Genomic DNA, 24,234 nt, shown 5'->3' with positions numbered 1-24,234 from the left:
CCTCATCCCCCGGGCGAGCCTATCACCGTCCTGGATGAAACGACTCAAGAACTTCGCGCGTGGGCCAGCCGCCGCTCGATCCTGTGTGATGCGATGGGTGCGCGCATGTAAACAATCCTGAGCGGCTGCTTCCGCCGAGGTTCACGCGCGGCGCCGGCCGCGCAGGACGGCCGTGCGAGCACCTTTCTCAGGGCGGCAGACCGCGGGCGCGGTCAGTTGCCTTGAGCGCGCCCGACGGGGAGCGCCGGGCCGACGCAGCCGCAGCCGCACGCGTCGGAGAATTGCTCCTCTCCCGGCGCGCAGATGAAGTCGACGAGGTGGCAGTACTCCGGATCGTGAGAGACGTAGCGGACGTCCGGATCCGCAGCGTCAGGGCAGGTCTCCGGCGCGGGGCCGACGCAGCCACAGCCGCACTCGCTGGAGAAGAGCTTCTCGGGCGGTGAGCAATCGAAGTCGATGAGCGCGCACTCGTTCGGATCGTGAGAGACGTAACGGACGCCTGGATCGCCCTCGTTCGGGCACGTGGGCTCCCCGTCGATGCAGCCGCAGCCGCACCCTGGTTGGGTCATCAGCCGCTGTCCCTCCGCGCAGACGAAGTCGATGAGCGCGCACTCGTCCGGATCTTGAGAGACGTAGTGGACGCCCGGATCGCTCGGATCCGGGCACGCGGGGGGCGGCTCCTCGTCGATGCAGCCGCAGCCGCACCCGGGCTCGGTCATCAGCCGCTGTCCCTCCGCGCAGACGAAGTCGATGAGCGCGCATTCGTCCGGATCTTGAGAGACGTAGTGGACGCCCGGATCGCTCGGATCCGGGCACGCCCCGCCGCCGCCCGTGGGAGGGTCGCAGCCGAGCAGTCCGACGATCGAAGAGGCCGCAAGAAGCAACAAGGCACAGGCTCGCATGTTGGTCTCCGTATCTTTCTCGTGTGGGTTGGGAGATGCACCTCCCCCTCGAGGCCCGTCTCGAGCCTCCCGGAGGAGCAGAGAGCTGGAATCGACTCAGGGAGCGCCGGGCACGAAGAGCGTCACCGCCCGCCGGAAGACCTCCGGTGAAGACACCTCGATCAGCGCCACTTCCTCGCGCGCGGCGGCGCCGGTCGGCCGGTACACCACGCGGAGCTCTCCGGCGCTCCCCGCCTCGAGGACGACGGGGGCCGCCGTTCCCTCGAGGCTGTACTCGGGCGCCGGGGCGCGCAGCGCGATCCTGTCGATCGCGAGCGGCGCGCCGCAGGCGTGCGCGAGCGCGACGGCGCTGCTGGACGTCGCGCCGGCGGCCGCCTCGGGCAGGGCGAGCTCGCGCTCGACCTCGAAGCAGTCCGCGAGCGGGCGAGGCGACGGCTCGAGGGCGCCGGCCCCGGCGATGAGGTCCACCGGCTCGGAGCGCAGCGCGCCGCGCCGCGCCTGGAGGCGCAGCTCGTTCCCGCGGAGGCCGTCGATGTCGAGCGCAAAGCTGCCGTCGCCCGCGACAGGCGCGACGACCGGGGGCGCGGTCCCGTCGAGGTTCACCGCCCAGACCACGTCGGCGTCGGTCACGCTCCCGGGCGCGCCGGTGAGCTTTAGCGGGGCGCCGTCGCACTCGTCGCACACCGCGCCGACGACGTCGCCGGCGAGCGCCGGCGGTCGCTCGAAGGGCGGCTCCGGGATGGGGTTCACCCCGCACCCGACGGCGCAAGCGACGAGAAGGACCGCAAGCCAGCGCATCACGCCGCCCCTCTGTTCAAGAGTCGCGCCAATGCGATCCGCTGCTTTCCGCGGAGATCGCGGCCCCATTTTGTACCATTCTGTACCATATTGTACCGATGGTACACCACGGCATTGCGCCAGGGGCCGTGGTCGATGGCCGCTACGAGGTCGTGCGCGCGCTCGGGCGCGGCGGGCTCGCCTCGGTCTACGAGGCGCGCGACCGGCTCTTCGATCGCGACGTCGCGATGAAATCGCTGAGCTTCGGCTCCGCGGGCGCGCTCGAGGCGTTCCGGCGGGAGTTCTCGCTGCTCTCCGCCTGCGCTCACCCGCGCCTCCCGCGGGCGTACGACTTCGCCCGGACGACGTCCGGCGGCGCGCCGGGCCAGCCGCTCACGTATGCCACGACGGAGCTCATCCGCGGCCGGACGCTGGCCGAGCACGCGCGGGGGCGCGCCTTCCGCGCGGCCCTGCCCGTCCTGCTCGACGCGCTCGACGCGCTCGGGTGGCTCCACGGCGCCGGCATCGTCCACGGCGACTTCAAGCCCGAGAACGTCCTCGTTCGGGACGACGGCGCGGGCGTGCTCATCGACCTCAGCGCGGCGCGGAGGATGCGCGCGGACGCGGGGGACCTCTCGGGGACGGCGCGGTTCTTCGCGCCAGAGCTCCTCCGGGGGGCCCCGCCGAGCGCGCGCTCCGATCTCTTCGCGGTGGGGCGGACGCTCGAGGCCCTGTTCCCGCTCCTCTCCGGGGCGCCGCCCGCCGCCGTTCGCCGCCTCGCCGAGCGGCTCACCACCGAGGATCCGGCGAGCCGCCCCTCCGGGGTCGAGGAGGTCCTCGAGGCCCTCTCCGCGGGCGGCCTGCCGCGGCGCGCGCCCGCCGTCGTGAGCGAGCCGGGCGAGATCGTCGGCCGGGAGCGCGAGGTCGAGGCGTTCGGCGCGGCGCTCGAGGCGCTGCTCCGCGGCGAGCGCGGGCCGCGCGCGGTGATCGTCACGGGCGAGGAAGGCGCGGGCAAATCGCGGCTGTTCCGCGAGCTCAAGTGGCGCGCGCAGCTCCGCGCGCAGGTCGTCGAGGGCGCGCCCCGCGGCGACGATCCGCTGCGCGCGCTGCTGGTCCGGGCGCTCGGCGGCGCGAAGCTCCCGGCCGGCGTCGACGCGCTGCTCGGGGCCCGCGGCGAGCTCGCGGGGGCGCGCGGGCGCGAGGGCGAGGCGGCGCGCGGCCCGGGGGATTCGCGCGATGTGCGGGATCCGTACGGATTGCCCGCGCCGCGCCGGCCGCGCGTGCTCGCGATCGACGACGCCCACAGGCTGGGCGCGCACGACCGGGCGCTGCTCGAGGCGCTCGTGCGATCGACCGAGCCGACCGACGCCGTCCTCTGGCTGATCGCCTCCGCGGAGCGGCTCGACGTGGGCGGCGGCGCGGTCGTCGAGCTGCCGCTGGGCCCGCTCGGCGAGGACGCGGTCCGGGTCTGGACCGCGCCCCTCGCCACGGCGGCGCGCACGTCGGACCTCCTGCGCGCGAGCGGCGGCCGGCCGCGCGCGCTCAAGGAGCTCTGCGCCGCGCTGGCGCAGCGCAGCCTGAGCGAGGCGGAGCTCGACAGGTTCGTCCACACGACGGGCACCCCGGAGCTCTGGCGACGGCGCGTGGCGGCGCTCGACCGCGGCGAGGCGCGCGCCCTCGCGGCGCTCGCGGTCGCGGACCCGCTCGGGCCCGAGGCCGCCGCCGCGCTCGGCGTGGGGCGCGCGGCGCTCGACGCGATCGAGGCCGCGGGGCTCGCGCGGCTCGACGGCGAGGGGTTCCGCCTCGGCCAGCCCGGGCAAGCCAGGGCGCTCCTGCCCTGGCTCGACGCGGGCGTCGTGCGCGAGATCGCGGCCGCGATGGCGGCCCAGCTCGCCGGCGCCGACGAGGCGGCCCTCGGCCCGGCGCTCCGCAGCCAGCGCGCGGCGGACCGGGCGAGGGCGCTCGTGCTCGCGGGCGACCACGAGGCGGCGCGGCGGGCGCTCGCCGCGTCCGGGCCGATGCTCGAGTGGGCGCCGCGCGCCTGGGTGCGCGCGGCGGACGCCGCCTGCGAGGTCCTGCCGGCGCCGCGGACGCTCGTGGCCGCGGCGTCCGCGATCGAGGCGGCCGGCGACCCGCGGCGCGCGCTCTCGCTGCTCGCGCGGGCGAGGCGCGCGGGGCCGCCCGCCGACGTCGGCGCGGAGCTCTCGTACCGGGCGGCGCGCTGCTACGAGAAGCTCGGCAAGGTCGAGCGGGCGCTCTGGCAGCTCGGGCGCGCGCGGGCCCTCTCGCCCGGGCCCTGGGGCGGGCGGCTCGCGAGCCTCTCCGCGCGCTGCCTGCTGCGCCTCGGCCGCTACGACGAGGCCCGGCGCGAGGCGGAGGGGGCGCTCGCGGCGGTCGGATCACGCGAGGTCGAGGGCGCGCCCGCGAGCGGCGAGGCGCGCGAGGCCGACGGCGCCCTCGCGAGCGGCGAGGCGCGCGAGGCCGCCGCGGAGCTGGCCGAGACGCTGGGCCTCGCGCTCGGGTACCTGAGCGACCAGGCCGGGGCGCTCCAGAGCCTGGCGCGCGCCGTCGCGCTGCGGCCGGCGTCGGGCTCGCCCCGCGCCCGCGCCCGCACGCTCAGCTACCACGCGCTCCACGCCTACCGCGCCGGCGACGCGGCCCTGGCGGCGCGCGGGTTCCAGGAGGCGCTCGACCTGGCCGAGGCCGAGGGCCTCGGCGACCTGCTCGCGACGGCCGCGCTCAACCTGGGGACGGCGAGGCACCAGCTCGGCGACTGGGGCGCGGCGCTGCGCTGCTACGAGCGCGGGCTCCGGGCGGCGATCGCCTTCGCGAAGGAGCGGACCGAGGCGACCCTGCGCTTCAACCTCGCCAAGATCCACGCGGACGTCGGCCTGCTCGAGCGCGCCGAGCTCGCCGTCGCGCGGATGCGAGCGCCCGAGGGCCCGAGGGCCCCCGAGGAGATCGCCGTGGCGGCGCTCGGGCTCGCGGCGGAGATCGCCGCCGCGCGCGGCGCGCTCGGCGAGGCGACGCGGCTGCTCGAGGAGGCCCGCGCCGGCCACGCGGCGCGCGGCTCGAAGCGCGAGGCGTGCGAGGCGGTGATCCACGCAGCGGAGGTCGCGCTCGCGGCGCGGGACAGGGCCGCGGCGGGCGCGCGGCTGGCCGAGGCCGCGGCGCTGCTCCGGGAGGCCGACGCGGCGGACCTCGCGCTGCGCCACGCGACGGCGGGCGCGGAGCTCGCGCTGGCCCGCGGCGACACGGGCGCGGCCCTCGCGGAGGTGCAGCGGGGCGCGGGCCTCGTGGCGAGGGTCTCGCAGCTCGAGCTCCACGCGAAGCACGAGGAGGTGTCCGCCGAGGTGCTCCGCCTCCGGTCGGCGGCGGCGCTGGCGGAGCGGCACCGCACGGCCGCGCTCGAGTGCTGGGAGCGCATCGGGAGCACGCTCCCCGCCGAGCTCGCCGAGGTCTTCTGGCGGCACCCCCGGCGGGCCGCGCTCCGCGGCGGGCCCGCGCCGCCGGGGGCCCGCATGGAGCTCGTGCTGAAGCTGCTCGAGGTGAACCGGCGCCTGAGCTCGACGCTCGACGCGGAGGAGGTGCTCCGCCTCGCCATGGACGCGGCCATCGAGCTGACCGGCGCCGAGCGGGGGTTCGTGATTCTCGCGTCGCCGTCGCCGGAACCGGGAGGCCACGCGAAGGGCAGGCTCGAGGTCGCAGTCGCGCGGAACCTCGATCGCGAGCGCGTCGGCAAGAGCCAGCTCAAGTTCAGCCACGGGATCGCGAAGCGGGTGGTCGAGCGCGGGGAGGCGGTGCTCACGGTCGACGCGCTGGCCGACGAGCGGTTCCACGGGAACGCGTCCGTGCACGGCCTGCGGCTCCGGTCGATCGTGTGCGTGCCGATCCGCGCGCACGGCGCGGTGCTCGGCGCCGTCTACCTCGACAACCGGTTCCAGCGCGGCAAGTTCGCGGAGGGCGACGCGGATCTGCTCGGCGCGTTCGCGGACCAGATCGCGGTCGCGCTGCACAACGGCAGGCTGATGGCCGAGCTCCGGGACCGCACGCGGGCCCTGGAGGAGGAGCAGCGGCGGGTCGCGGAGCTCATGCGCTCGCAGGCCGACGAGATCGAGCGGCTCTCGCACGAGCTCGAGCGGACCCGGGCGGACGCGCGCCGCGACTTCCCGGAGATCGCCGGGAGGAGCGCGCCGATGCGCGCGGTGCTCGCGCTCTGCGAGCGCGTCGCGGAGAGCGACGTGACCGTGACGGTGACCGGCGAGAGCGGCACGGGCAAGGAGCTCGTCGCGCGCGCGATCCACGCGGGCGGGCCCCGGCGGGACGGGCCGTTCGTGGCGGTCAACTGCGCCGCGCTGCCCGAGGCGCTGCTCGAGTCGGAGCTCTTCGGCCACGTGAAGGGCGCGTTCACCGGCGCGGTCCGCGATCACGGCGGGCTGTTCGTCTCGGCGCGGGGCGGGACGCTGTTCCTCGACGAGCTCGGGGAGGTGCCGCTCGGCGTGCAGGTGAAGCTGCTCCGCGCGCTCCAGGAGCGCTCGATCCGCCCGGTGGGGTCGGACCGGAGCGTCTCGGTGGCCGACGTGCGGGTCGTCTGCGCGACGAACCGGGATCTGCGGGAGGAGGTCGCCCGGGGGCGCTTTCGCGAGGACCTCTACTACCGGGTCAGCGTCATCGAGATCCGCTTGCCGCCGCTGCGCGACCGGCCGGACGACATCCCGGCGATCGCGCAGGCGATCGTCGAGAAGCTCGCGGCGCGCCAGGGCCGCCCGGCGTTCCGGCTGTCCCGGGGCGCGCTCCGGCGGCTCTCGTCGTACGGCTGGCCCGGCAACGTGAGGCAGCTCGAGAACGTGCTCTCGCGCGCGTGCGTGCTCTCGCCGGGCCCGGAGATCGGCGCCGCCGACATCCAGCTGCCGGCGGCGGCGCCCGCGCCGCGGGGCCGGTCGCGCGCCGAGCACCAGGGCGCCGAGGAGGAGCGGATCCGCGCCGCGCTCGAGCTCTCCCGCTGGAACGTGAGCGAGGTATCGAGGAGCCTCGGGATCCCGAGGATGACGCTGTACCGGAAGCTCGCCCGCTACGGGCTCTTGCGGGAGGAGTGAGGGTCAGCGCGCAAGCGGGGAGGCGTCCCGGCGAGGTGAGGGCGAGCGGAGCGCGGCTCGACTCATGGCCGCGTACTCGGCGTCGTCCGCGACGCTGCGATCGAGCCACGCGCGGGCCTGCGCCCGCACGGCAGGCTCGACCTCTGGCTGGCCCGCGATCACCTGCATGAGGCGGATTCTCGCGAGGTGATCGCGCCTGCGCTCCAGGAGAGATGGCCGCTCGTTGAGCTGCAGCACCTCGTCGATCGTGGCTTCGGCGCGCGGATCCCCCTCGATGGCATAGGCGTACTCGTCGCGAAAGCCGATGCTCTGCTCGGGATCCTCCTGCGCGGGATGAACGAGGAGCGGCGCCTCCGCGGCCAGCTTGGCGCGCGCCGAGCGGGCGCGCTTCCGGGGATCACGCAACGGGAACAGGTTCCTCTTGTGCTTCTCGTTGCAGAGCACGCACGAGAAGAGGAGATTTTCCCACGCGTACGCCAGCCAGTAGTACCCCGGGCGCTCGACGGGCGCCGTCCGCGCCTGCTGCACCGCGGCCTTGGGCCGATAGTGCTCCACGTCCCCGTGAGCGACGTGCTTCACCTTCGACTCGCAGTAGCAGCACTTGCCGTGGTGAGCCGCCTCCAGCGCCGTCTTCACGGCGGGATGGGCATAGACGGCAACCTCGAAGTCGAGCGTCGCCGCGCCGCGCTGGATCGATGCGCGCGCGCCGCGGTACGAAGCGCAGACGGCCGCGCGCGCCGCGGGCGCCTTGTCTCGCAGCTTCCCGGGCGCTTGCTCCGGCTTCTTGACCCGGATCATCTGGACGCGCCGCCACCGGCCTTCTTCAGCGAGCGCGCGGCCTGCTGGATGATGTCCATGGCCTCCATCTGCTCGGGCGTCTCGCCGGTCGGCAGCTCGCCGATCTCTCGCTCGACGCGCTCGAGCGCGCGTCGATCGGCCGTCGAGAGGCGGGGTTTGGTCAGGATCTCCCGGCGTTCGGCGAGGAGCGCGTCGAGCACAGGCGGCCGCGCGCTCGGCAGCCCGAACAGGTCGCTCGTCAGGATCTGATCGACCCGCCAGTTTCGGACCGCCGCGCCGCTGTTGTCGATGACCACGTGGTCGCCCTCACGACGCAGGACGACGATGTTGGCGTTCTCCGCCGCCTGGACCACGAGCGGGCTATGCGCGGTGACGATGAACTGGACGTTGGGGAAGCGCTCCGAGAGATAGCTGAGCAGCTTCCGCTGCCAGGCCGGATGCAGGTGCAGATCGATCTCGTCGACGAGGACCACCGCCGGTTCCGCGAGGGGGTTCTCGCTGTCGGGGTAACGCTCGTAGAGGCGGCTGGCGAAGTCGACCATCCATGCGAGAAGGGTCTTGTAGCCGAGGCTCAGGCCCTGGAGGGGCACCCGGCCATAGGGCGTATCGAGCAGGATACCGGGGCGGGGGCGTGCAGGGTTATCGTCCAGATCGGCGAGGATCTGGATGTCCTCGACCTCGGGCAGCAGCTCGATGAGCATCGACCGGACCGCGTCCCGCCGGGCGCGAGCCTGCGCCTGGTGCGGAGAGGGCTTGTTCGCGGCGTAGTCGGCCTGGAGGAGCCATTCCTCGGCGTTGCGCAGGGGAACGTGTTCGTCGAAGAGGGTAGCGATCGGATCGTCGCCACGGGGATCCGTCAAGGCGCTCGCGCCCATGCGACGCGAGGCTCCATAGGCAACGCAGAACAGATCGGCCAACTCGACCCGCTCGGAAGCCTTGATTGTGCCACCGCCGTCTTCGACCCTGGCACGCAGCGTTTCCGTGCGGAAGCTGGATCCAGGTACCGAGATCAGGCCACCGAACGAAATACGGCTCTCGAGGGTTGCAGTTCCTGCCGAGGTGCGCCGCAGTTCTCCATCGTTGATAAAGAAAGCTGATGGCGAGCCAGATAGGATGTGACAGGAGACGTACCCCGCCAACTCTCCGTCCAACACCGGCCGGCTGGCGACGAGCGCCTTCAGCAGCGTCGTCTTCCCGACCCCGTTGTTCCCCAGGATCACGGTCCACTGCCGCGGCTTCCCCTCGCCGTTCGACAGGTCGAGCGTCTGCGCCGGCCCGAAGCAGCGCACGTCCTCCAGCGTGAGCGACAAGAAGTAGACGCCACGGGCGCCCTTGCTCGGCCCCAGCTTCCGCGCGACCCGGCGCTTGGCTCCGCCCGCCGCTGCCTTCCTCGTCGTCATCTCGCCTCCCTATCGCCCATCAACCCGGCCAGGGCAAGCCCGGCCGGCAACGGCATGCCGGGGGAGCCAGGGGGAGTCCTCGTGGCTCTGCCTGCGCGCGCCAGCATCCCCTCCCCTGGCTGGCGCCGGTACACCCTGGTCGCTGGGTCGTCGAACTGTCGGGTTCACGGTGCAGGCGGGCACGAACAGCGCCTAATCCCAGATGCGCACGACCATGAGGCCCAGGTTCGACCGCTTCCCCGCGGCCACGATGCGGCCGTCGCGCTGGACGGTGACGGCGTAGAGGTAGTTCTGGTCCGGATGGTCGTCCAGCACGACAGCGCCCGAGGCGCCGAACCCGGCGTCCCTGGAGCCGTCCGGCAGGAGCCGCAGGATCGAGGCCGTGATGCCCGAGCTCGGGGTGCCGCCCGCGACCGCGCCGAGGATCTTGCCGTCGGCCTGGAGGGCGACGCCATAGCCCCGCACATAGGGCCTCTCCTCACCGCTCGCGTTCACCATGCCAGTCCCGCCGAACGTCGTGTCCGCCGAGCCGTCCGCGTTGAAGCGCGCGAAGGCATAGTGATTCACGCCGTCGAGCGCGTACCCCACGAGGACCGGCTTACCGTCGCTTCCGAGGGCGAGGTCGGAATCGTTGTAGGGCGTCTGCGAGAGATAGGCGATGCCGCCCGTTCCGAAGCCAGGATCGGGCACCCCGTCGCGATCGAGCCGAACCGCGAGGAAGGTGGGGCCCGCGTCCCGCTCGGTCCCTCCGGCGACGATGTGATCGTCCTCGCCGAGCGCGACGGAGTGCAGCGGCCGCTCGTCCATCGAGAAGAGGCCCGAGCCGCCGAAGTCGCGATCGAAGTCGCCCGTCGAGGAGAACCGCGCGACGATGCCGCGGTTGCCGGGGCCGACACCGACGGTGATGATCGCGCCATCGCTCTGGACGGCGACATCGAACCCCTCCGAGTCGCTGATCGTGGCCGGATCGAGCTTCGCGACCCCGCTGGCGCCAAAGGCCTGATCAATCCCGCCATTCCCGTGGAACCGGACGACCGCGAGCTGGTGATCGCGCGTCCCCACCGCCAGGATGCGCCCGTCGGGCTGCAGGGCCAGCGACTCGACCGTCCCCTTCTGGCCGACGACGAGGCCGCCTGTGCCGAACTCCGGATCGAGCACGCCGCTCGGCAGGAAGCGCGCGAGCCCCCAGGTGTCCCCATCGACCCCTGCGACGAGGATCCTGTCGTCCTCCTGGACGACGATGGCGCGCGCCTCGTGGGGCGTGCCGCTGGTGGCGATGCCCTCGCCGTCGAACGATGCATCGAGCGTCCCCGGCGGATCGGCGACGAGCAGCGAGACCGGCAGCTCCCGATCTTCCAGCCCGGGCGCGCTGGCCACGAGCGAGGGCGCGGCACCGCCGATCGCCGCGAGCGGCTCCGCGGTCAGCGTGAGCACGCCGGTAACCTCGCCGCCCGGGACCACGACCGGGCTCGCCGTGACGCCGCTCGGCAGGCCCGACAGCGAGAGCGCGACGTCGCCCACGAAGTCGCCCGAGCGGGAGACGGCGACGGTGAGCGACGTCGAGCCGCCGCGCGCCACGCGCGCCGCCGCCGGGTCGAGCGCGATCGAGAAGCCCGCCTGCGGCGCCCCGCCGCCGCTGCCGTGCGCGGACAGGTCGTCGCCGCCGCCTCCGCCCGACGCGGCGGCCCCGCCGGCGCCGGCGCCGCCGTCACCGCCGGCCCCGTCGCGCGAGACGTCGTGAATGCCGAGGATGCCCTGGCAGCCGAGCGCGAGGGAGGCCGCGGCCGCCCCGGCGAGGAAGGCCGCGCGCGCGAGCCGGACACCCCGGGCTGGCCGGGGCAGCGCGCTCCTCTGCGCGAGCGGCGCGAGCGTGAGGATCATGCCGGCAGGCTACCACGTCGGCCCCCCGCCGGACGCAGCGCCCCGACGGCGCCGGGGGTCACGCGGTCGGAGACGACGCGCTCTCCACCTGCTGGGCGAGCTCATTCCACTGGGAGTACGCAAACCGGTACGGCTCGACAGACAGGCGCTTCAGGAACCGGAGAACCGACCGCGCCATGACGTCCACGTCGTGGCGCGGCGCCATCGGGTGAGAGCGCCATGCATGGAACCGCTGGACCACCTCCCGAGGTTCGAACGGAAGACAGCGCGAGTTCGGGCTTGGATCGGGATCCGGATAGGAGGTCAGCACCTCGATCTCCTGCCGCAGGAGGTCGAGCGCCCCGCAAGGATCGGCCTGCTGCAGGAGGCGCGCGTACTCCCGGTACGGAGTGTGGTGCGACGGGCTCAGCCGCAGGGCCTCCTCGTAGTAGAACCGCGCCCGATCCGGATTGCCCAGCCGATCGCGGTACAGGTTCCCGAGCCTGCCGTACGCCTCGACCGTCCCCGGATAGAACCGCTTCACGTCGTAGTAATCCGGGTGGGAGGAGTACGAGTTCCTCGGGGAGAAATCGGGCTCGAGCTCGGCGAAGCGCGCGTAGTGCCGCGCGGCCTGCTCATGAGCGCCCCGACGCTCGTAGAGCTCTCCGAGGTAGAAATGGTTGATCGTGTAGAGGCGCGGGTCATGGTAGCAACGCGACACGCTGTCCTGATACCGCTCCTTCAGGGGCGCGCGAGGCATGACCGGAGCCGCTCCGCCCTGCGCCCTCGTCACGAGCGTCTCCGCCAGGTGGAAGGAGCGGAGGAGATGGCGCTCCGCCTGTTCCGATTCGTGATAATGCCACAGGAACTGGCTGCTGATGATATAGGCCCCCAGCGGGTGGATGCCGTCCTCGTCCATGAACGGATCCGCGTGTCGATAGGGAGACTCGGACTGGAACGAAGGCGCGATCTCGTCCCACCAGCGCTCGAGCTGGCGAAGCGACGCGAGCGCGCGCTCCAGCGACATGTTCAGGCTCCGCTCGGAGTACCAATGGTAGATATCGTACGGCATGCGCAGGAAGTCGACGGCCTGCTTGAGCGCCGTGAGCTCCTCGCTGGACAGCGCTCGCCGCCTGGTCACGTCGTACTCGACGCGAGCGAGCCCCCGGTGCGCCCACCGGATCTGCTCCTCTTCCTCCTCCCGGAGCTCGGTCTGCAGAAGGTCGATCACGACGTCGATGTTCTCCCGGTTCGGCTCGTCGTCTTCGGCCTCGCGGGCGGCCTGCAGGACGGGGATGAACCGGGCCCAGCAAGCTCTGGTGTCGTATACGCACCAGGCCGCATGGAACCTGACCAGCGGAGACGGAGACCGCAGCGCGCGCTCGTAGAGCGACGCGATCCGGTCGTCGAGCGCGTCTTCACGGCGCGACGCCTCCGCGAGGAACACGAGCGGTTCCGCCGTGCGGGCCAGCTCGCGGTCAGCCAGCTCGATCAGCTCATCGCGGGTGTACTGCGAGAGCGCCTCCCTGCCGAGCCGCGTGACCGCATCCTGAGCCATGAACCAGGGATTCAATCACAATGGACACGGCAGACACAGACGTTTCCTTGGTCCGCCATGCCCGGGCGTCCGCCAAGCCCGGACGGTCCGCCGCGCCACGAGCGCCAGGGACAACTGTACATCCGTTCAATGATCTGCTAGCCGATCGGCATGCGCCACCGCAAGGCCGCCGCCGCCGTCGTCGTCGAAGAGCTGCCGCCCGCCGAGGAACCCATCGACGCATTCCCGCCCGACGACACCGCGGCGGACGAGCCGACCTCCGCCATCCGGGAGCCGCTCTCGCTCGAGCGGATCTGCGTCGACTGCGGCAGCAGCGGCGGCGCCCACGACGGCTGCGCGCACCGCGAGCGCGCCCGCTTCCACGCGCCGCCGCGGGCAGCGCTGGAGCTCGTCGCGCGCCTGCGCCGGGCAGCCGCCGAGCACCGCGCCGCCGCCCGCGCCCTCCGCGCCCTGGTCACCGCCGAGCACGCGCGCGGTCGCGCCGAGATCGAGCGGGCGGATCCGGTCGAACCCCAGCAGCCCGAGGCGGCGCCGGCCCCCCCCTTGCCACCCCGGCTCGAGATCGCGGCGCCGGAGCCGCCCGCGCCGCCCGCCGTCTGCCCGCGCTGCGCCGAGCAGACCGAGGGCGAGCCGACGGAGTCCGGGGCGCCGCCGCGCCGGCCAAAGCGCAAGGGGCGGGTGGCCCTCGAGCAGCAGGCGTTTCTCTTTTCGAGCGATTCCGAGCAACACTCGCCGCACGGGACCTGAGCCGCGACCAAGGCGCCGCCGAAGGAATCGGAAACCCGGGATCGGCGTTAGGCTGCGCCGATGTCCCCGAGCCCACCCCGAGCTCCTCGCTTGCGCGCCGGAGGCGGCGTTCTGGCCGCCGCGCTGCTCTGGCAACTCGCCTGCACGGGAGGAGCTCCACCCGGAGCTCTGCCCGTGAGCGGAGCGCGCCGGTCACCCGCGCCGCCTCGGCGGGAAGACGCAACACCACCGCGCCCGCTGCCCGCGGAGCGCCAGAGGACGCCGGCGCCCCCGCCAGGGCCAGCCCCGGGCGAAGCGCCGCTTCCACCCGATGTCGTGGCCACGATGCAGGCGCTCGCCGCGCTCGACACCAGCGCGGAAGGCATCGGGCTGAGCGCGTCCCCGGCGGGAGCTCCCGCGCTGCTCCGCGCCTTGAAGGCCGAGCTCCGAGGCGTCGTCGGGCGCGCGCTCGACGCGGTCGAGGGCGCGCCGGCCGACGCACGCGCGCGGGCGATGGCGGAGCTCGGGCGGCTCGGCGTCCGCCCCGCCGGCGAGGAACGGCGGTGGGGCAGCCTCCTCGACCTCCGCATCGAGCAGCCCGCGGCGCACCCCGAGCTCCGCGTCGCGCTCCTGACGCTCGCGGTCCCGTGCGGCGAGGACTCGTCTCTCTACGTCTTCGAGCGGGGCCGGGCGGGCTTTCGCCTCGCGCTCGCTCACGAGAGCAATCTGTCGGAGCGGACGTCGGAGGGAAACCGGCTGTCTTACGGCTTCCTTGCGGGCCGACCGAAGGGGCGCTGGGCGCTGGCCGTCTCGAGCGCGGAGTCGTCCTGTGTCTCGCTCTGGAGGACGCTGACCACGAGGGTGCTGCTGGAGGGAACTGACCCGCTGCACCCGCGCGCGGCCTTCGCGAACAGCCTCCGATTCCACATGCCGGCAGGCTATACCCTCGCGGTGTCCGCCGGGGGCTTCACGCTGCGCTGGACAGGCGACCCGACCTTCCTCCCATGGTACCCGCGCTGGGACGCCCTCGCCGCGCGCTACACGGTGGAAGGCGACAGCGTGCGTCGAGCGCCGCCCCTCGCCCCTGACGCGGAGTCGTTCGTGGTCGCCTGGCTCGGGATCGAGTGGGCAGAGGCCGAGCGCTGGCTCTGCGCAGCGGCGTCGCCGTCCGCGGGCGAGCGCTGGCACCGGGAGCTGCGCGCAGCGCTGCCAGGGCTCGCGTCGACACCGCAGCTCGGCGCGTGCGGGGGCCCCGACGGGGAGGATCCCACGAAGTGCGAGGACGTGGAGCTGTGGCTGACGCGCCCGGGCCTCGCCCGGTCCACCGCGACAACCCACGTCCTCCTGGCGAAGCAGGGCGCGGACCGCTGCGTCGAGCGCGTGTTCTCGAGGGTGAAGCCATGAGAGGTCCGGGCAGCGGCTCGGCCGAGAGCAGGATGCCCGCGGCGGCGATCGCGCGGCCGGCGCGGCGGCGCCTGCGCGGACTGGCCCTCTCTTGCGCGGCCTGCCTGTCGCTCGCGCTCACGGCGTGCGCGGCCCCCGCGCCCGAGGCAAGAGGACCTCTGGTACCTCGACCGGCAGCGCGGCCCGTGACGCGCGGCGCTCCAACAGCCCTCCCAACGGCCCCCCCAACGGACGACGCCACGGACCTCGTGAGAGCGGCGCTCGCCCCGTTCTTCGCCGCCCCGAGAACGAGCGCGGCCGACGATCAGGACATGTGGCTGACGCCGCGGGTGAGCGTGGAGAAGCTGCCGGCGGAGTGCTGGGAGCTGGCGCCGGAGCAGGACGCAGCCGGGCTGGCGATGGTCGCGCTGCATCGGCGCGAGCGCGGCCCCGTCCAGTGCGCTCCGTTCAGCGCGCGCCTCGCGCCGTTCGCCACGTTCGCCGTCGACAGGCGCGCTGGCACCGTGCGCTGGTGGGACGAGGCGGCGCCCCGGCCGATGCGCGAGTTCTTCGCCGCGCGCGAGGGGTCCCTGAGAGCAGCCGTCTCGGCGCTGGAGAAGCGCTTCATCGACGACGCCATCACCTGGGGAGGCACGACCGAGCTGCGCGTCGAGGACGAGACGGCCATGCACCTCCACGTGTCCGTGCTCTCGCCCGACGGCCGCAAGCGGCTCGCGCGCTTCCGCGTCGACAGGCGCACGCGCGAGCTCTCGTGGGACGACAACGGCGAGCTCCGCGGCTACGCGGCGTTCAAGGCGAGCTGGTACCGGGACCATCACCCGGCGGTCACCGCGCTCGGCCAGCTGCTCGAATGGAAGTGGTCCGGCGTCGATTCGCTCACGCTGGAGGCGTCCCACGGCCACGCCTTCGATCTCGTCGCCCGGGCCGGGGAGACGTGCTCCCCGGCGAGCCGCATCTGCGCCACGGAGCGATTCCGCGTCGATATGCGGCGCGGCGCGGCGATGTGGCACGACGGCAAGGCCTACGTGCCCATCGAGCGATTTCTTCAGGACCTGGAGCGGAAGGGGCAAAGGGCCGTCCTCCTGGCCAGGGCCTGGGCGCTGAAGCAACGAGGGCCCGCCGGCGCCTCCTGCATCGCCTTCCGGCCCGAGAGCGTCGACAGGGCGAGCGCGCACGTCCGGATGCACCTCGCCCCGCCGTGCAACCCCTCCCCGATGCTGATGACGCTCGCGTGGTACTTCGTGGACCTGCGCACAGGCAAAGTGTGCTCTTCCGAGGACGACACGTGCGTTTCGGAGTCCGGGCAGGGGAGACCATGACATCGGCCAGCGGGGCGCGGGCCCCCTGAGGCCGCCCGCCGCGGCGCCCTTCCGGCGCGCGACAATCGGAGCTGACAAGCATCGCCGTCCATCCGATACTCGCGCCGCTTGCCGCACAGCACGGCCATCAGCAGGCGACCGGGAGCCGGACGTGGGGACGCGGGAACGCTGGAGCTCGCGACGACGAGCGCCCGCTCCCGCCGCGAGCGCGCCGCAGAGCGGCATGGCCACACGGGTGTCGCGTGCTACCAGGTTGCGTTTGTGATCGCGTCACGACGGGACGCGGGCGCTGAGGACCACCGAGGATGCTGCCACCATGTCGCTCGATAGAGCCATCGGCATCATGTGCCCCGACATCTGGGGCAGCTATGTTTGCGAGCTTCTCGGCGGTATCCAGTCGGCCGCGGCGCGCGCCGGATATCGGGTGATCGCCATCAGGGCGTCCCCGCGAGACGTCCACAGGCTGCGGCTCGCGCGAGACCAGGTCGACGGGTGGATCGCGCTCATCGACGCGGCGGAACTCGATCCCTTCCTCGACGACGGCCGGCCCGTCGTGACGCTCAGCGCGCGCGCAAACGATGACGCGCGCTGTCCCTACGTCCTGCCCGACAACCACGGTGGCGCCCTCTCGGCCGTACGCCACCTGCTCGACCACGGCCACGAGCGGATCGTCTTCGCGGGCCACATGGCGCACGAGGACATCCGGCAGCGCTTCCAGGCCTACCGGGACGCGCTCGAGGAGCGCGGCATCTCGTTCGACCCCGACCTCGTCTTCGATCTTCCGAACAACGAGCGGGCGAGCGGGCGGCTCGCCGTGCGGCGCCTGCTGGAAGAGGGCGTCACCTGCACCGCGATGTTCATGTCGGCCGACAAGGAGGCGCTCGGGGTCCTCGACGCGTTCGCCGAGGCAGGCATCCGCGTCCCCGAGGACATCGCGCTCGTCGGGTTCGACGACATCGAGGCGGCCCGGTACGCGTCGCCGCCGCTGACGACGGTCCGCCAGCGGTTCGACCGGCTCGGCGGGACGGCCGCCGAGCTGCTCATCGACCTCCTCGCCGGGCGGGAGCTCCCCTGCGCGGGGCACATCGCGCCGACGACCCTGGTCCTGCGCCGCTCCTGCGGCTGCTCGCCCGCCCCGGCGCTGCGCGACGCGCCCCCGTCGTCCCGCAGCGCCGCGGCGCCGGCCAGCGCGCCCGCGTCGGCTCGCAGCGCCGCTGCGCGGGCCGGCGCGCTCGCGCGGGAGCTCGCCGCGCTCGCGAGCGCCTCGACGGCGCTCGATCCGAGCTCGCCGCCGGAAGAGGCCTGGCCCGGGGCCACGGAGGTGGTCCTCGGGCTCGAGGCGGCCGTCTGGGGCAGGCCCGGCCCGGCTGCCGCGGCGCTGGAGAGGGCCTGGCGAGAGGCCGCGGAGCAGATGCCCGACATCGACCAGCTCCTCGAGATGGTCGACCGGCTGGAGCGGGCCGGCCAGACGATGCTCCGCGGCGCGGGGGACGCCGCCGCCGAGCGGCGCGTCGCGGCGTACATCCGGGCGGCCCGGCGCGCCATGATGGAGGGCCGGGTCGCGATCGAGGCGGCCCGCGCCGACTACCTGAACGGCCTGCTCGACATCAACCTCGTCATCCGGGAGACGCTCCTGGCGGACGCGGGCGGCAGCGGGAGCAAGCTGAGCTGGCTCTCCGCGGTGCAGATGAGCTGGGGCTGCCTCGCCGTGTGGGAGGCGCCCGGGGACTCGGGTCGTCTGCTGCGGGTCGTCGAGAGCTGCTCCCCCGGAGCGGCGGCCGCCACGCCGGAAGCGGGCGCGCGCGTCGCGGCCGAGGCGTTCCCGCGCGGCGACTGGCTGCCTGCCGCCGCCCGGCGGAGCGACCACGTCCTCCGGCTCATCCCGCTCCGCAGCGAGGGTGAGGATCGCGGCATCCTCGCCGTCTGCGCCCCGGTGAGCAGCCCGCTCGGGCTGGATCACCGGGACATGGAGATGTGGGTGGCGATGCTCACCGCGGCGTTCGAGCGCGCGTCGCTGATCGAGTCGCTGGTCGCGCAGGAGCAGCAGGCGCGCGCCGCCTACGAGCGCGAGCGCGCCCTCGCGGACGACGTGCGCCGGCTCGGGTGCCCGGTCATCCCGCTCGACCAGGGCGTGCTGCTCGTGCCGCTCGTCGGCGCCATCGATCTGGAGCGCGCGCGCCACGTGCTCGAGGTGGTGCTCGCGGAGCTCAGCCAAAAGGAAGCCGAGGTGCTGCTGATGGACATCACCGGCGTGCCCTTCGCCGACATGCAGGTCGCGGCGTCGCTGATGAAGACGACCCGCGCCGCCCTCCTGCTCGGCGCCGAGGTCATCGTCGTGGGGATGCGGCCCCAGGTCGCGCAGGGGTTCATCCGCCTCGGCATCGACCTCCAGGGGATGACGCTCCACCAGACCCTCGGCAGCGCGCTCTCGGCGCTGCGCCGCAAACGGCAGCCGCTCGACGCGCCGCGGGTCCCCCGGGCCTGATCCGTCGGCGCGCGCCGCGCCTCGGCTCCGCTATTCCGCTGCGTCTGGCCTCGCCGCGGCGGCCCCGCGGGCACGGCGGCGGCGCTTGCCTTCCCCCGGTTCCCCCGGCGCGCCGCGCGCCGCGCGCGGCTTGCCCTTGCTGACGCCGACCCGCCGCACGAACGACAGGAACTGCTCGAGCGTGGGGGACGCGTCGTCGGCGCGCCACGCGACGAGCAGATCGGTCGACGGCGCGCCCACGATCGGGCGCAGCGCGAGCCCCTTGCGACCGACATTCTTGATGGATTCCGGCAAGATAGAGACGCCGAAGCCCGCCGCCACCAGGCTCAGGATGTCGAGGTGCAGCGCCTCCTGCGCGATGCGCGGGGAGAAGCCCGCCGCGCGGCAGAGCCCCATCACCAGGTCGAAGAAGGCCGACCCGCGCTGGCGCGGGAACACGACGAACGGCTCGCGCGACAGGAGCTCGAGCGGGATGCGCTTCCGCGCGGCGAGCGGGTGATCGGCCGGCAGGGCGACCAGGAGCGGCTCGCGCCGCACGCACTCGGACGCGAGCCGGGCGTCGTGGAGCGGCGCCCTCACGAAGCCGACGTCGATGCGCCCGTCCTTGAGCGCCTCGATCTGCTCCTGCGGCGGCATCTCGCGGAGCGCGAGCTCCACCGCGGGGAGCTCCCCGCGAAAGGTGCGGACCAGCTCGGTGATGCCGCTGTAGGCGAGCGACGACAGGTACCCGACCACGAGGCGCCCCGTCTCGCCAACGCTCGCGCGCCGGGCCTCGTGCACCGCGAGATCGAGCGCGTCGAAGACCCGCCGGACATGGGCGAGGAGCACCGCGCCCGCGGGCGTCAGCTCGACGCGCCGCCGCGAGCGATCGAAGAGCGAGAACCCGAGCTCGGACTCGAGATCCTGGATCTGCCGGCTCAGCGGCGGCTGGGCGATGCCGAGCCGCTGCGCCGCGCGGCCGAAGTGCCGCTCCTCGGCGACGGCCGTGAAGTACCGGAGGTGGCGTAGATCCATACCTTGAAGGTATCGTGTGATACGAAAGAATAGATTGGACGAACGTCAAGGGCACCCTAAATGCGGAGCCTGCCCTCAGGCGCCACCCCCGGCCGGGGCGCTCCGGAGGGGGACGGGAATTGGCCCATGTGGCTCGTCCGGATCGCGCTTCAACGCACGTACACGTTCATCGTGATGTCGATGCTGATCGTCATCCTGGGCGTGTTCACCGTCGCCCGGATGCCGACGGACATCTTCCCGGACATCGACATCCCGGTCCTGTCGGTAATTTTCAACTACGGCGGTCTCCCCCCCGAGGAGATGGAGAAGCGCATCGTCAACAACTACGAGCGCTTCCTCACAACCACCGTCAACGACATCGATCATATCGAGAGCCAGTCGCTCACCGGCATCTCGATCATCAAGATCTTCCTCCAGCCCGGCGCCAGCATCGAGGCCGCGACGGCGCAGGTCACGGCGATCTCGCAGACCGCGATCCGCCAGATGCCGCCCGGGATCAGCCCGCCGCTCATCATCCGTTACAGCGCCTCGAACGTGCCGATCCTCCAGGCCGCGCTGGAGAGCGAGTCGCTGAGCGAGCAGCAGCTCTTCGATTACGCGGTCAACTTCATCCGCGCCGACATCGCCACGATCCGGGGCACGCAGATCCCGTACCCGTACGGCGGCAAGCAGCGCCAGATCATGGTCGACATCGACCCGCAGCGCCTCTTCGCCTGGGGGCTGTCGCCGCGCGACGTGAACGCGGCGCTCGGGCTGCAGAACGTCACCCTGCCCTCCGGCACGGCGAAGATGGGGGAGAACGAGTACCCCGTCATCATGAACAGCAGCCCCGCGGCCTTCGAGGAGCTCGGGAAGCTGCCGCTCAAGACGGTGAACGGCAGGACCATCACCCTCCGCGACGTCGCGAGCGTGCGCGACGGGAGCGCGCCGCAGACGAACATGGTGCACGTGGAGGGCAAGCGCAGCGTGCTCCTGAGCATCCTCAAGAACGGGAGCGCGAGCACGCTCGACGTCGCCTCGCGCATCCACGCGATGCTGCCGGCCACGCTGGAGAAGCTCCCGAAGGAGCTCAAGGTCTCGCTGCTCTTCGATCAGTCGGTGTTCGTCCGCGCCGCGGTCTCCGGGGTCGTGCACGAGGCGCTGATCGCCGCGGGGCTCACGGCGCTCATGATCGTGCTGTTCCTCGGGAGCTGGCGCAGCACGCTCATCGTCGTCATCAGCATCCCGCTCTCGATCCTCGTCTCGATCATCGCGCTGAACGCCCTCGGCCACACGCTCAACGTGATGACGCTCGGCGGGATGGCGCTCGCGGTCGGCATCCTCGTCGACGACGCGACCGTGGCCATCGAGAACATCCACAGGAACCTCGGGCAGCGGAAGCCGTTCCTGCGCGCCATCGTCGACGGGGCGCAGGAGATCGCCGTCCCGGCGCTCGTCTCCACGCTCTGCATCTGCATCGTCTTCGTGCCGGTCGCCTTCATCACCGGCGCCGCGCGGTCGCTCTTCGTGCCGATGGCCATGGCGGTCGTCTTCGCCATGCTCACGTCGTACTTCCTGTCTCGGACGCTCGTCCCGACGCTCGTGCGCCTCCTGCTCGAGCGCGAGGCGGCGGAGCACGCGCACGGCCACGCCGCTCCCCGAGGCCTCTTCGGGCGCGTCTTCGCCGCGTTCAACCGCGCGTTCGACCGGCTGCGGGCGGCGTACGGCGGGTGGCTCGCTTGGGCGCTCGCCCACCGCGCCCTGTTCGTCGGGGCGTTCCTTGCGCTCGTCGCCGCCTCGGTCGCGCTGATCCCGCTCCTCGGCCGCGACTTCTTCCCGACCGTCGACGCGGGGCTCATCAAGCTCCACGTGCGCGGCCCGCCGGGCACCCGCCTCGAGGAGAGCGAGCGGCGCTTCGCCCGGATCGAGGAGACCATCCGCGGGGCGCTCCCGCCGGGCGAGATCCGCACGATGCTCGACAGCATCGGCATCCCGGCGAGCGGCATCAACCTGTCGCTCAGCGAGGGCGCGCAGATCTCGTCGGCCGACGGGCAGATCTTCATCGCGCTCGCGGAGCACCACCGGCCCACCGCGGACCACGTCCGGACGCTCCGCGCGAGGCTCAACGCGGCGTACCCCGACACGACGTTCTTCTTCCTCGCCCCCGACATCTCGACGCAGGTGCTGAACTTCGGCCTCGCGGCGCCCATCAACGTCCAGGTGGTCGGCCCGATCGGCAAGGAGGACGAGACCTACGCCGTCGCGCTGAAGATCGCCGATCGCATGGAGAGGATCCCCGGCGCCGTCGACGTCCACCTCGCGCAGGTGCCGGCGAGGCCGCAGCTCCGCATCGACGTCGATCGCACGATGGCCGACCAGCTGGGGCTCAGCCAGCGCGACGTGGCGAGCGACGTGCTGGTCTCGCTCTCGTCGAGCGGGCAGACGTCGCCTACCTACTGGCTGGACAAGCGCGGCGTGCAGTACCTCGTCGCCGTGCAGACGCCCCAGTACGCGATGGGGTCCATCGACGACGTGAACGCCACGCCGCTGTCGACCGGCGACGGCCGCCCCCAGCTCCTGTCCAACGTCGCGTCGATGTCGCGCGCGACCGGGCCGGCGAACATCACCCATTACAACGTCGCGAGGACGTTCGACGTCCAGGCGAACGTCGACGGCACCGACCTCGGCTCGGTCGCGGGCGCCGTCTCGCGCGTCGTCGACGAGCTCAGGCCCGAGCTGCCGCGCGGGACGAAGGTGACCATCAAGGGGCAGGCGGAGAGCATGGACACCTCGTTCACGGGGCTCGGCTACGGGCTCCTCTTCGCGGTCGTGCTCGTCTACCTGCTGATGGTCGTGAACTTCCAGTCGTGGCTCGACCCGCTCATCATCCTGATGGCGCTCCCGGGCGCGGTGGCGGGCATCGCGTGGGTGCTGTTCGTGACGCACACGACGCTGAGCGTGCCCGCGCTCATGGGCTCGATCATGTGCGTCGGCGTCGCCACGGCGAACAGCATCCTCGTCGTGACGTTCGCGAACGACCAGCGCAAGCTGGGCCGCGACGCGGGCACAGCGGCCCTCGCCGCGGGCATGACGCGCCTCAGGCCGGTGCTCATGACGGCGCTCGCGATGATCTTCGGCATGCTGCCCATGTCGCTCGGCCTGGGCGAGGGCGGCGAGCAGAACGCCCCGCTGGGGCGGGCGGTCATCGGCGGTCTCCTCGTCGCGACGCTGAGCACGCTCTTCTTCGTGCCCGTGATGTACAGCCTCCTCAGGAACAAGGCCCCGGCCAGAGACCTGCTCGCAGAGGACCTATGAGCTCCCCCGCCCGCCGCTCCGCTGCCCCCCCGACCTCCGCCCCCCCGCCCCCGGGCAGCCCCGCCGACGACCTCGGGTTCGATCTGCCGCCGCCAGCCGTGCTGACGAGGACCCGCGGCCTCGCCCTCGGCGTGGGCCTCGTCGTCGTGCTCGGGGCGGCGTTCGCCGCGGCCTACCTGCCCCGCCGGAACGCCCGCGCCGCGCTCGAGCAGGGCGCGCGGGCCGCCGAGGGCGCGGCCCCGCGCGTGGGGGTCGTCGCGCCGCAGCCGGTGTCGAGCGACCGGGCGCTCGTCCTGCCCGGCAGCATCCAGCCCCTCGCGGAGACGGTCGTCTACCCGCGCGTGAGCGGCTACGTGCGGAGGTGGACAGCGGACATCGGCGACAAGGTCGAGGAGGGGCAGATCCTCGCCGAGATCGACACGCCCGAGCTCGATCAGGAGCTCGCTCAGGCCCGCGCGCAGCTGGTGCAGGCGAGCGCCGGCCTCGTGCAGGCCGAGGCCAACCGCGACCTGTCGAGGTCGAGCGTGAAGCGCTACGAGCAGCTCGTCCCCGCGGGCGTGGCGCCGCAGGAGGAGCTCGAGCAGCGGCAGGGGCAGGCGCACGTCGCCGAGGCGAGCGTCACCGTGGCGCGCGCGGCGATCACCGCGCAGCAGGCGAACGTCCAGCGCATCCTCGATCAGAAGAAGTTCGCGAAGGTCGCCGCGCCGTTCGCGGGGACGGTCACCTCGCGCACGACCGAGCGCGGGGCGCTGGTCACGGCGGGCAACGGGACGCCGCTCTTCACCGTCGCGGCGACCGACCCCGTGCGCGTCTTCGTGGGCGTCCCGCAGGACGTGGCGCCCAGCGTGCGGGTCGACGCGCCGGCGAAGGTCACGGTGCGCGAGTTCGCGGGGCAGCCGTTCCAGGGCACGATCGCGCGCACGGCCGGCGCGCTCGACGCGGCGACCCGGACGATGAACACGGAGGTGCGGGTGCCGAACCCCGACGGCCGGCTCCTCGCCGGCATGTACGCGGAGGTCGCGCTGACCTTGCCCACGCCGCACCGCGTGCTCGAGATCCCGGCGACGGCGCTCTACAACGACGCGAAGGGGCTCCGCGTGGCCGTCATCGACCCCGGGAGCAGGATCCGCTTCGCGCCGATCGTCGTCGAGCGCGACACGGGCGCGACGATCCAGGTGTCGACCGGGCTCGACGGGAGCGAGCGGGTCGTGAAGCTCGCGAGCGCGGAGCTGAGCGAGGGGATGGCGGTCGAGATCCTCCCTGAAGGGCCGCCGCCCCCGCCTCCGGGCGGGCCTAACCGCTGAAGCCAGCCTCGCTCGCGTCGAGCTCCTGGGCAAGCAGCGTCCTGAAGAACGCCGGGTGGTGGGGGACTTACCCCACCTTGCCGGAATGATGGGGTCGCCAAGACCCCATACGACGCCAAGATTTGGATGTCACGCCGTGACAATGTCACGATGTCACGCCGTGACAACGTCACGATGTCACGCTCCGCGAGCGTGCCTTCGTGCGGCGCAGCAGCGCGCCGAGCCTCTCCCCTCCCCCTCGCGACCGGCGCGGCGCCAGGCGGGGGCGGCGCCCGGCGCGGCGCTACCGGGGGCGTC

Annotated in this window: 14 protein-coding genes and 1 pseudogene; 7 read left to right on the top strand and 8 right to left on the bottom strand. The window is 73.2% G+C overall.

What is annotated here, in order from left to right:
• Positions 1-212: 212 nt before the first annotated feature.
• Together WME82_RS08100 and WME82_RS08095 are read right to left on the bottom strand one after the other, a co-directional pair.
• Positions 213-902 (bottom strand): hypothetical protein, encoded by a 690-nt coding sequence (locus WME82_RS08100; protein WP_438042355.1) that lies wholly within the window; start codon positions 900-902, stop codon positions 213-215.
• A gap of 96 nt (positions 903-998) precedes the next feature.
• The gene (locus tag WME82_RS08095; protein WP_438042354.1) at positions 999-1,700 is read right to left on the bottom strand and encodes a hypothetical protein; all 702 of its coding nucleotides are present in this window, start codon (positions 1,698-1,700) and stop codon (positions 999-1,001) included.
• A 98-nt stretch (positions 1,701-1,798) separates the two neighbouring features.
• Here WME82_RS08095 and WME82_RS08090 point away from each other — a divergent pair, with 98 nt between their 5' ends.
• Complete coding sequence (locus WME82_RS08090) at positions 1,799-6,775, top strand: sigma 54-interacting transcriptional regulator (RefSeq protein ID WP_438042353.1); 4,977 nt, start codon at positions 1,799-1,801, stop codon at positions 6,773-6,775.
• 3 nt (positions 6,776-6,778) lie between these two features.
• Here the strand turns inward: WME82_RS08090 and WME82_RS08085 are convergent, their stop codons facing one another.
• The 5 genes and pseudogenes from WME82_RS08085 to WME82_RS08065 form a co-directional block, all read right to left on the bottom strand.
• Positions 6,779-7,573, bottom strand: coding sequence for a hypothetical protein (locus tag WME82_RS08085; protein ID WP_438042352.1), 795 nt, complete (start codon positions 7,571-7,573; stop codon positions 6,779-6,781).
• Positions 7,570-8,712 carry an AAA family ATPase gene (locus tag WME82_RS08080; RefSeq protein WP_438044869.1) on the bottom strand — a complete coding sequence of 381 codons (1,143 nt, stop codon included), beginning with the start codon at positions 8,710-8,712 and terminating at the stop codon, positions 7,570-7,572. Before WME82_RS08080 ends, WME82_RS08085 begins: the two co-directional genes overlap by 4 nt.
• Positions 8,695-8,973 (bottom strand): annotated as a pseudogene (locus tag WME82_RS08075) (AAA family ATPase); the annotation flags it as partial. The gene WME82_RS08080 and the pseudogene WME82_RS08075, both read right to left, overlap by 18 nt.
• A gap of 192 nt (positions 8,974-9,165) precedes the next feature.
• On the bottom strand, positions 9,166-10,854 hold the full coding sequence (locus WME82_RS08070; RefSeq protein WP_438042351.1) for a hypothetical protein: 1,689 nt from the start codon (positions 10,852-10,854) through the stop codon (positions 9,166-9,168).
• Between the two features lie 58 nt (positions 10,855-10,912).
• Positions 10,913-12,391 (bottom strand): hypothetical protein, encoded by a 1,479-nt coding sequence (locus WME82_RS08065; RefSeq protein ID WP_438042350.1) that lies wholly within the window; start codon positions 12,389-12,391, stop codon positions 10,913-10,915.
• Positions 12,392-12,541: 150 nt separating this feature from the next.
• On the opposite strand from WME82_RS08065, the gene WME82_RS08060 reads away from it, so the two are divergent.
• The 4 genes from WME82_RS08060 to WME82_RS08045 all read left to right on the top strand — a co-directional run bounded on the left by WME82_RS08060 (position 12,542) and on the right by WME82_RS08045 (position 18,325).
• Positions 12,542-13,138, top strand: coding sequence for a hypothetical protein (locus WME82_RS08060; protein WP_438042349.1), 597 nt, complete (start codon positions 12,542-12,544; stop codon positions 13,136-13,138).
• 315 nt (positions 13,139-13,453) lie between these two features.
• Positions 13,454-14,521: a hypothetical protein gene (locus tag WME82_RS08055; RefSeq protein ID WP_438042348.1), complete on the top strand. Its 1,068-nt coding sequence runs from the start codon at positions 13,454-13,456 to the stop codon at positions 14,519-14,521.
• Between the two features lie 311 nt (positions 14,522-14,832).
• A complete protein-coding gene (locus tag WME82_RS08050) occupies positions 14,833-15,840 on the top strand; it encodes a hypothetical protein (protein ID WP_438042347.1) in 1,008 nt (335 codons plus the stop codon).
• Between the two features lie 316 nt (positions 15,841-16,156).
• A complete protein-coding gene (locus tag WME82_RS08045; RefSeq protein ID WP_438042346.1) occupies positions 16,157-18,325 on the top strand; it encodes a substrate-binding domain-containing protein in 2,169 nt (722 codons plus the stop codon).
• A 30-nt stretch (positions 18,326-18,355) separates the two neighbouring features.
• Here the strand turns inward: WME82_RS08045 and WME82_RS08040 are convergent, their stop codons facing one another.
• The gene (locus WME82_RS08040) at positions 18,356-19,339 is read right to left on the bottom strand and encodes a LysR substrate-binding domain-containing protein (RefSeq protein ID WP_438042345.1); all 984 of its coding nucleotides are present in this window, start codon (positions 19,337-19,339) and stop codon (positions 18,356-18,358) included.
• 126 nt (positions 19,340-19,465) lie between these two features.
• On the opposite strand from WME82_RS08040, the gene WME82_RS08035 reads away from it, so the two are divergent.
• Together WME82_RS08035 and WME82_RS08030 are read left to right on the top strand one after the other, a co-directional pair.
• A complete protein-coding gene (locus WME82_RS08035) occupies positions 19,466-22,633 on the top strand; it encodes an efflux RND transporter permease subunit (RefSeq protein ID WP_438042344.1) in 3,168 nt (1,055 codons plus the stop codon).
• Positions 22,630-23,937 (top strand): efflux RND transporter periplasmic adaptor subunit, encoded by a 1,308-nt coding sequence (locus WME82_RS08030; protein WP_437915307.1) that lies wholly within the window; start codon positions 22,630-22,632, stop codon positions 23,935-23,937. The genes WME82_RS08035 and WME82_RS08030 overlap by 4 nt, the downstream gene beginning before the upstream one ends.
• The last annotated feature ends 297 nt before the right edge of the window (positions 23,938-24,234 follow it).

Origin of the sequence: Sorangium sp. So ce128 (assembly GCF_051525245.1) — a bacterium.
Lineage (GTDB): Bacteria > Myxococcota_A > Polyangia > Polyangiales > Polyangiaceae > Sorangium > Sorangium cellulosum_B.
The sequence above is the reverse complement of the archived record's forward strand: the minus strand, read 5'-3'. Positions and strand labels throughout refer to the sequence as shown.

What these genes read in the sequence shown, in the direction of transcription:
- WME82_RS08060 (WP_438042349.1), top strand. Translation starts at nt 12,542, where the DNA reads ATGCGCCACCGCAAGGCCGCCGCCGCCGTCGTCGTCGAAGAGCTGCCG.
- WME82_RS08040 (WP_438042345.1), bottom strand. Translation starts at nt 19,339, where the DNA reads ATGGATCTACGCCACCTCCGGTACTTCACGGCCGTCGCCGAGGAGCGG.
- WME82_RS08045 (WP_438042346.1), top strand. Translation starts at nt 16,157, where the DNA reads ATGTCGCTCGATAGAGCCATCGGCATCATGTGCCCCGACATCTGGGGC.
- WME82_RS08030 (WP_437915307.1), top strand. Translation starts at nt 22,630, where the DNA reads ATGAGCTCCCCCGCCCGCCGCTCCGCTGCCCCCCCGACCTCCGCCCCC.
- WME82_RS08095 (WP_438042354.1), bottom strand. Translation starts at nt 1,700, where the DNA reads ATGCGCTGGCTTGCGGTCCTTCTCGTCGCTTGCGCCGTCGGGTGCGGG.
- WME82_RS08085 (WP_438042352.1), bottom strand. Translation starts at nt 7,573, where the DNA reads ATGATCCGGGTCAAGAAGCCGGAGCAAGCGCCCGGGAAGCTGCGAGAC.
- WME82_RS08035 (WP_438042344.1), top strand. Translation starts at nt 19,466, where the DNA reads ATGTGGCTCGTCCGGATCGCGCTTCAACGCACGTACACGTTCATCGTG.
- WME82_RS08090 (WP_438042353.1), top strand. Translation starts at nt 1,799, where the DNA reads ATGGTACACCACGGCATTGCGCCAGGGGCCGTGGTCGATGGCCGCTAC.
- WME82_RS08065 (WP_438042350.1), bottom strand. Translation starts at nt 12,391, where the DNA reads ATGGCTCAGGATGCGGTCACGCGGCTCGGCAGGGAGGCGCTCTCGCAG.
- WME82_RS08070 (WP_438042351.1), bottom strand. Translation starts at nt 10,854, where the DNA reads ATGATCCTCACGCTCGCGCCGCTCGCGCAGAGGAGCGCGCTGCCCCGG.
- WME82_RS08100 (WP_438042355.1), bottom strand. Translation starts at nt 902, where the DNA reads ATGCGAGCCTGTGCCTTGTTGCTTCTTGCGGCCTCTTCGATCGTCGGA.
- WME82_RS08050 (WP_438042347.1), top strand. Translation starts at nt 14,833, where the DNA reads ATGTGGCTGACGCCGCGGGTGAGCGTGGAGAAGCTGCCGGCGGAGTGC.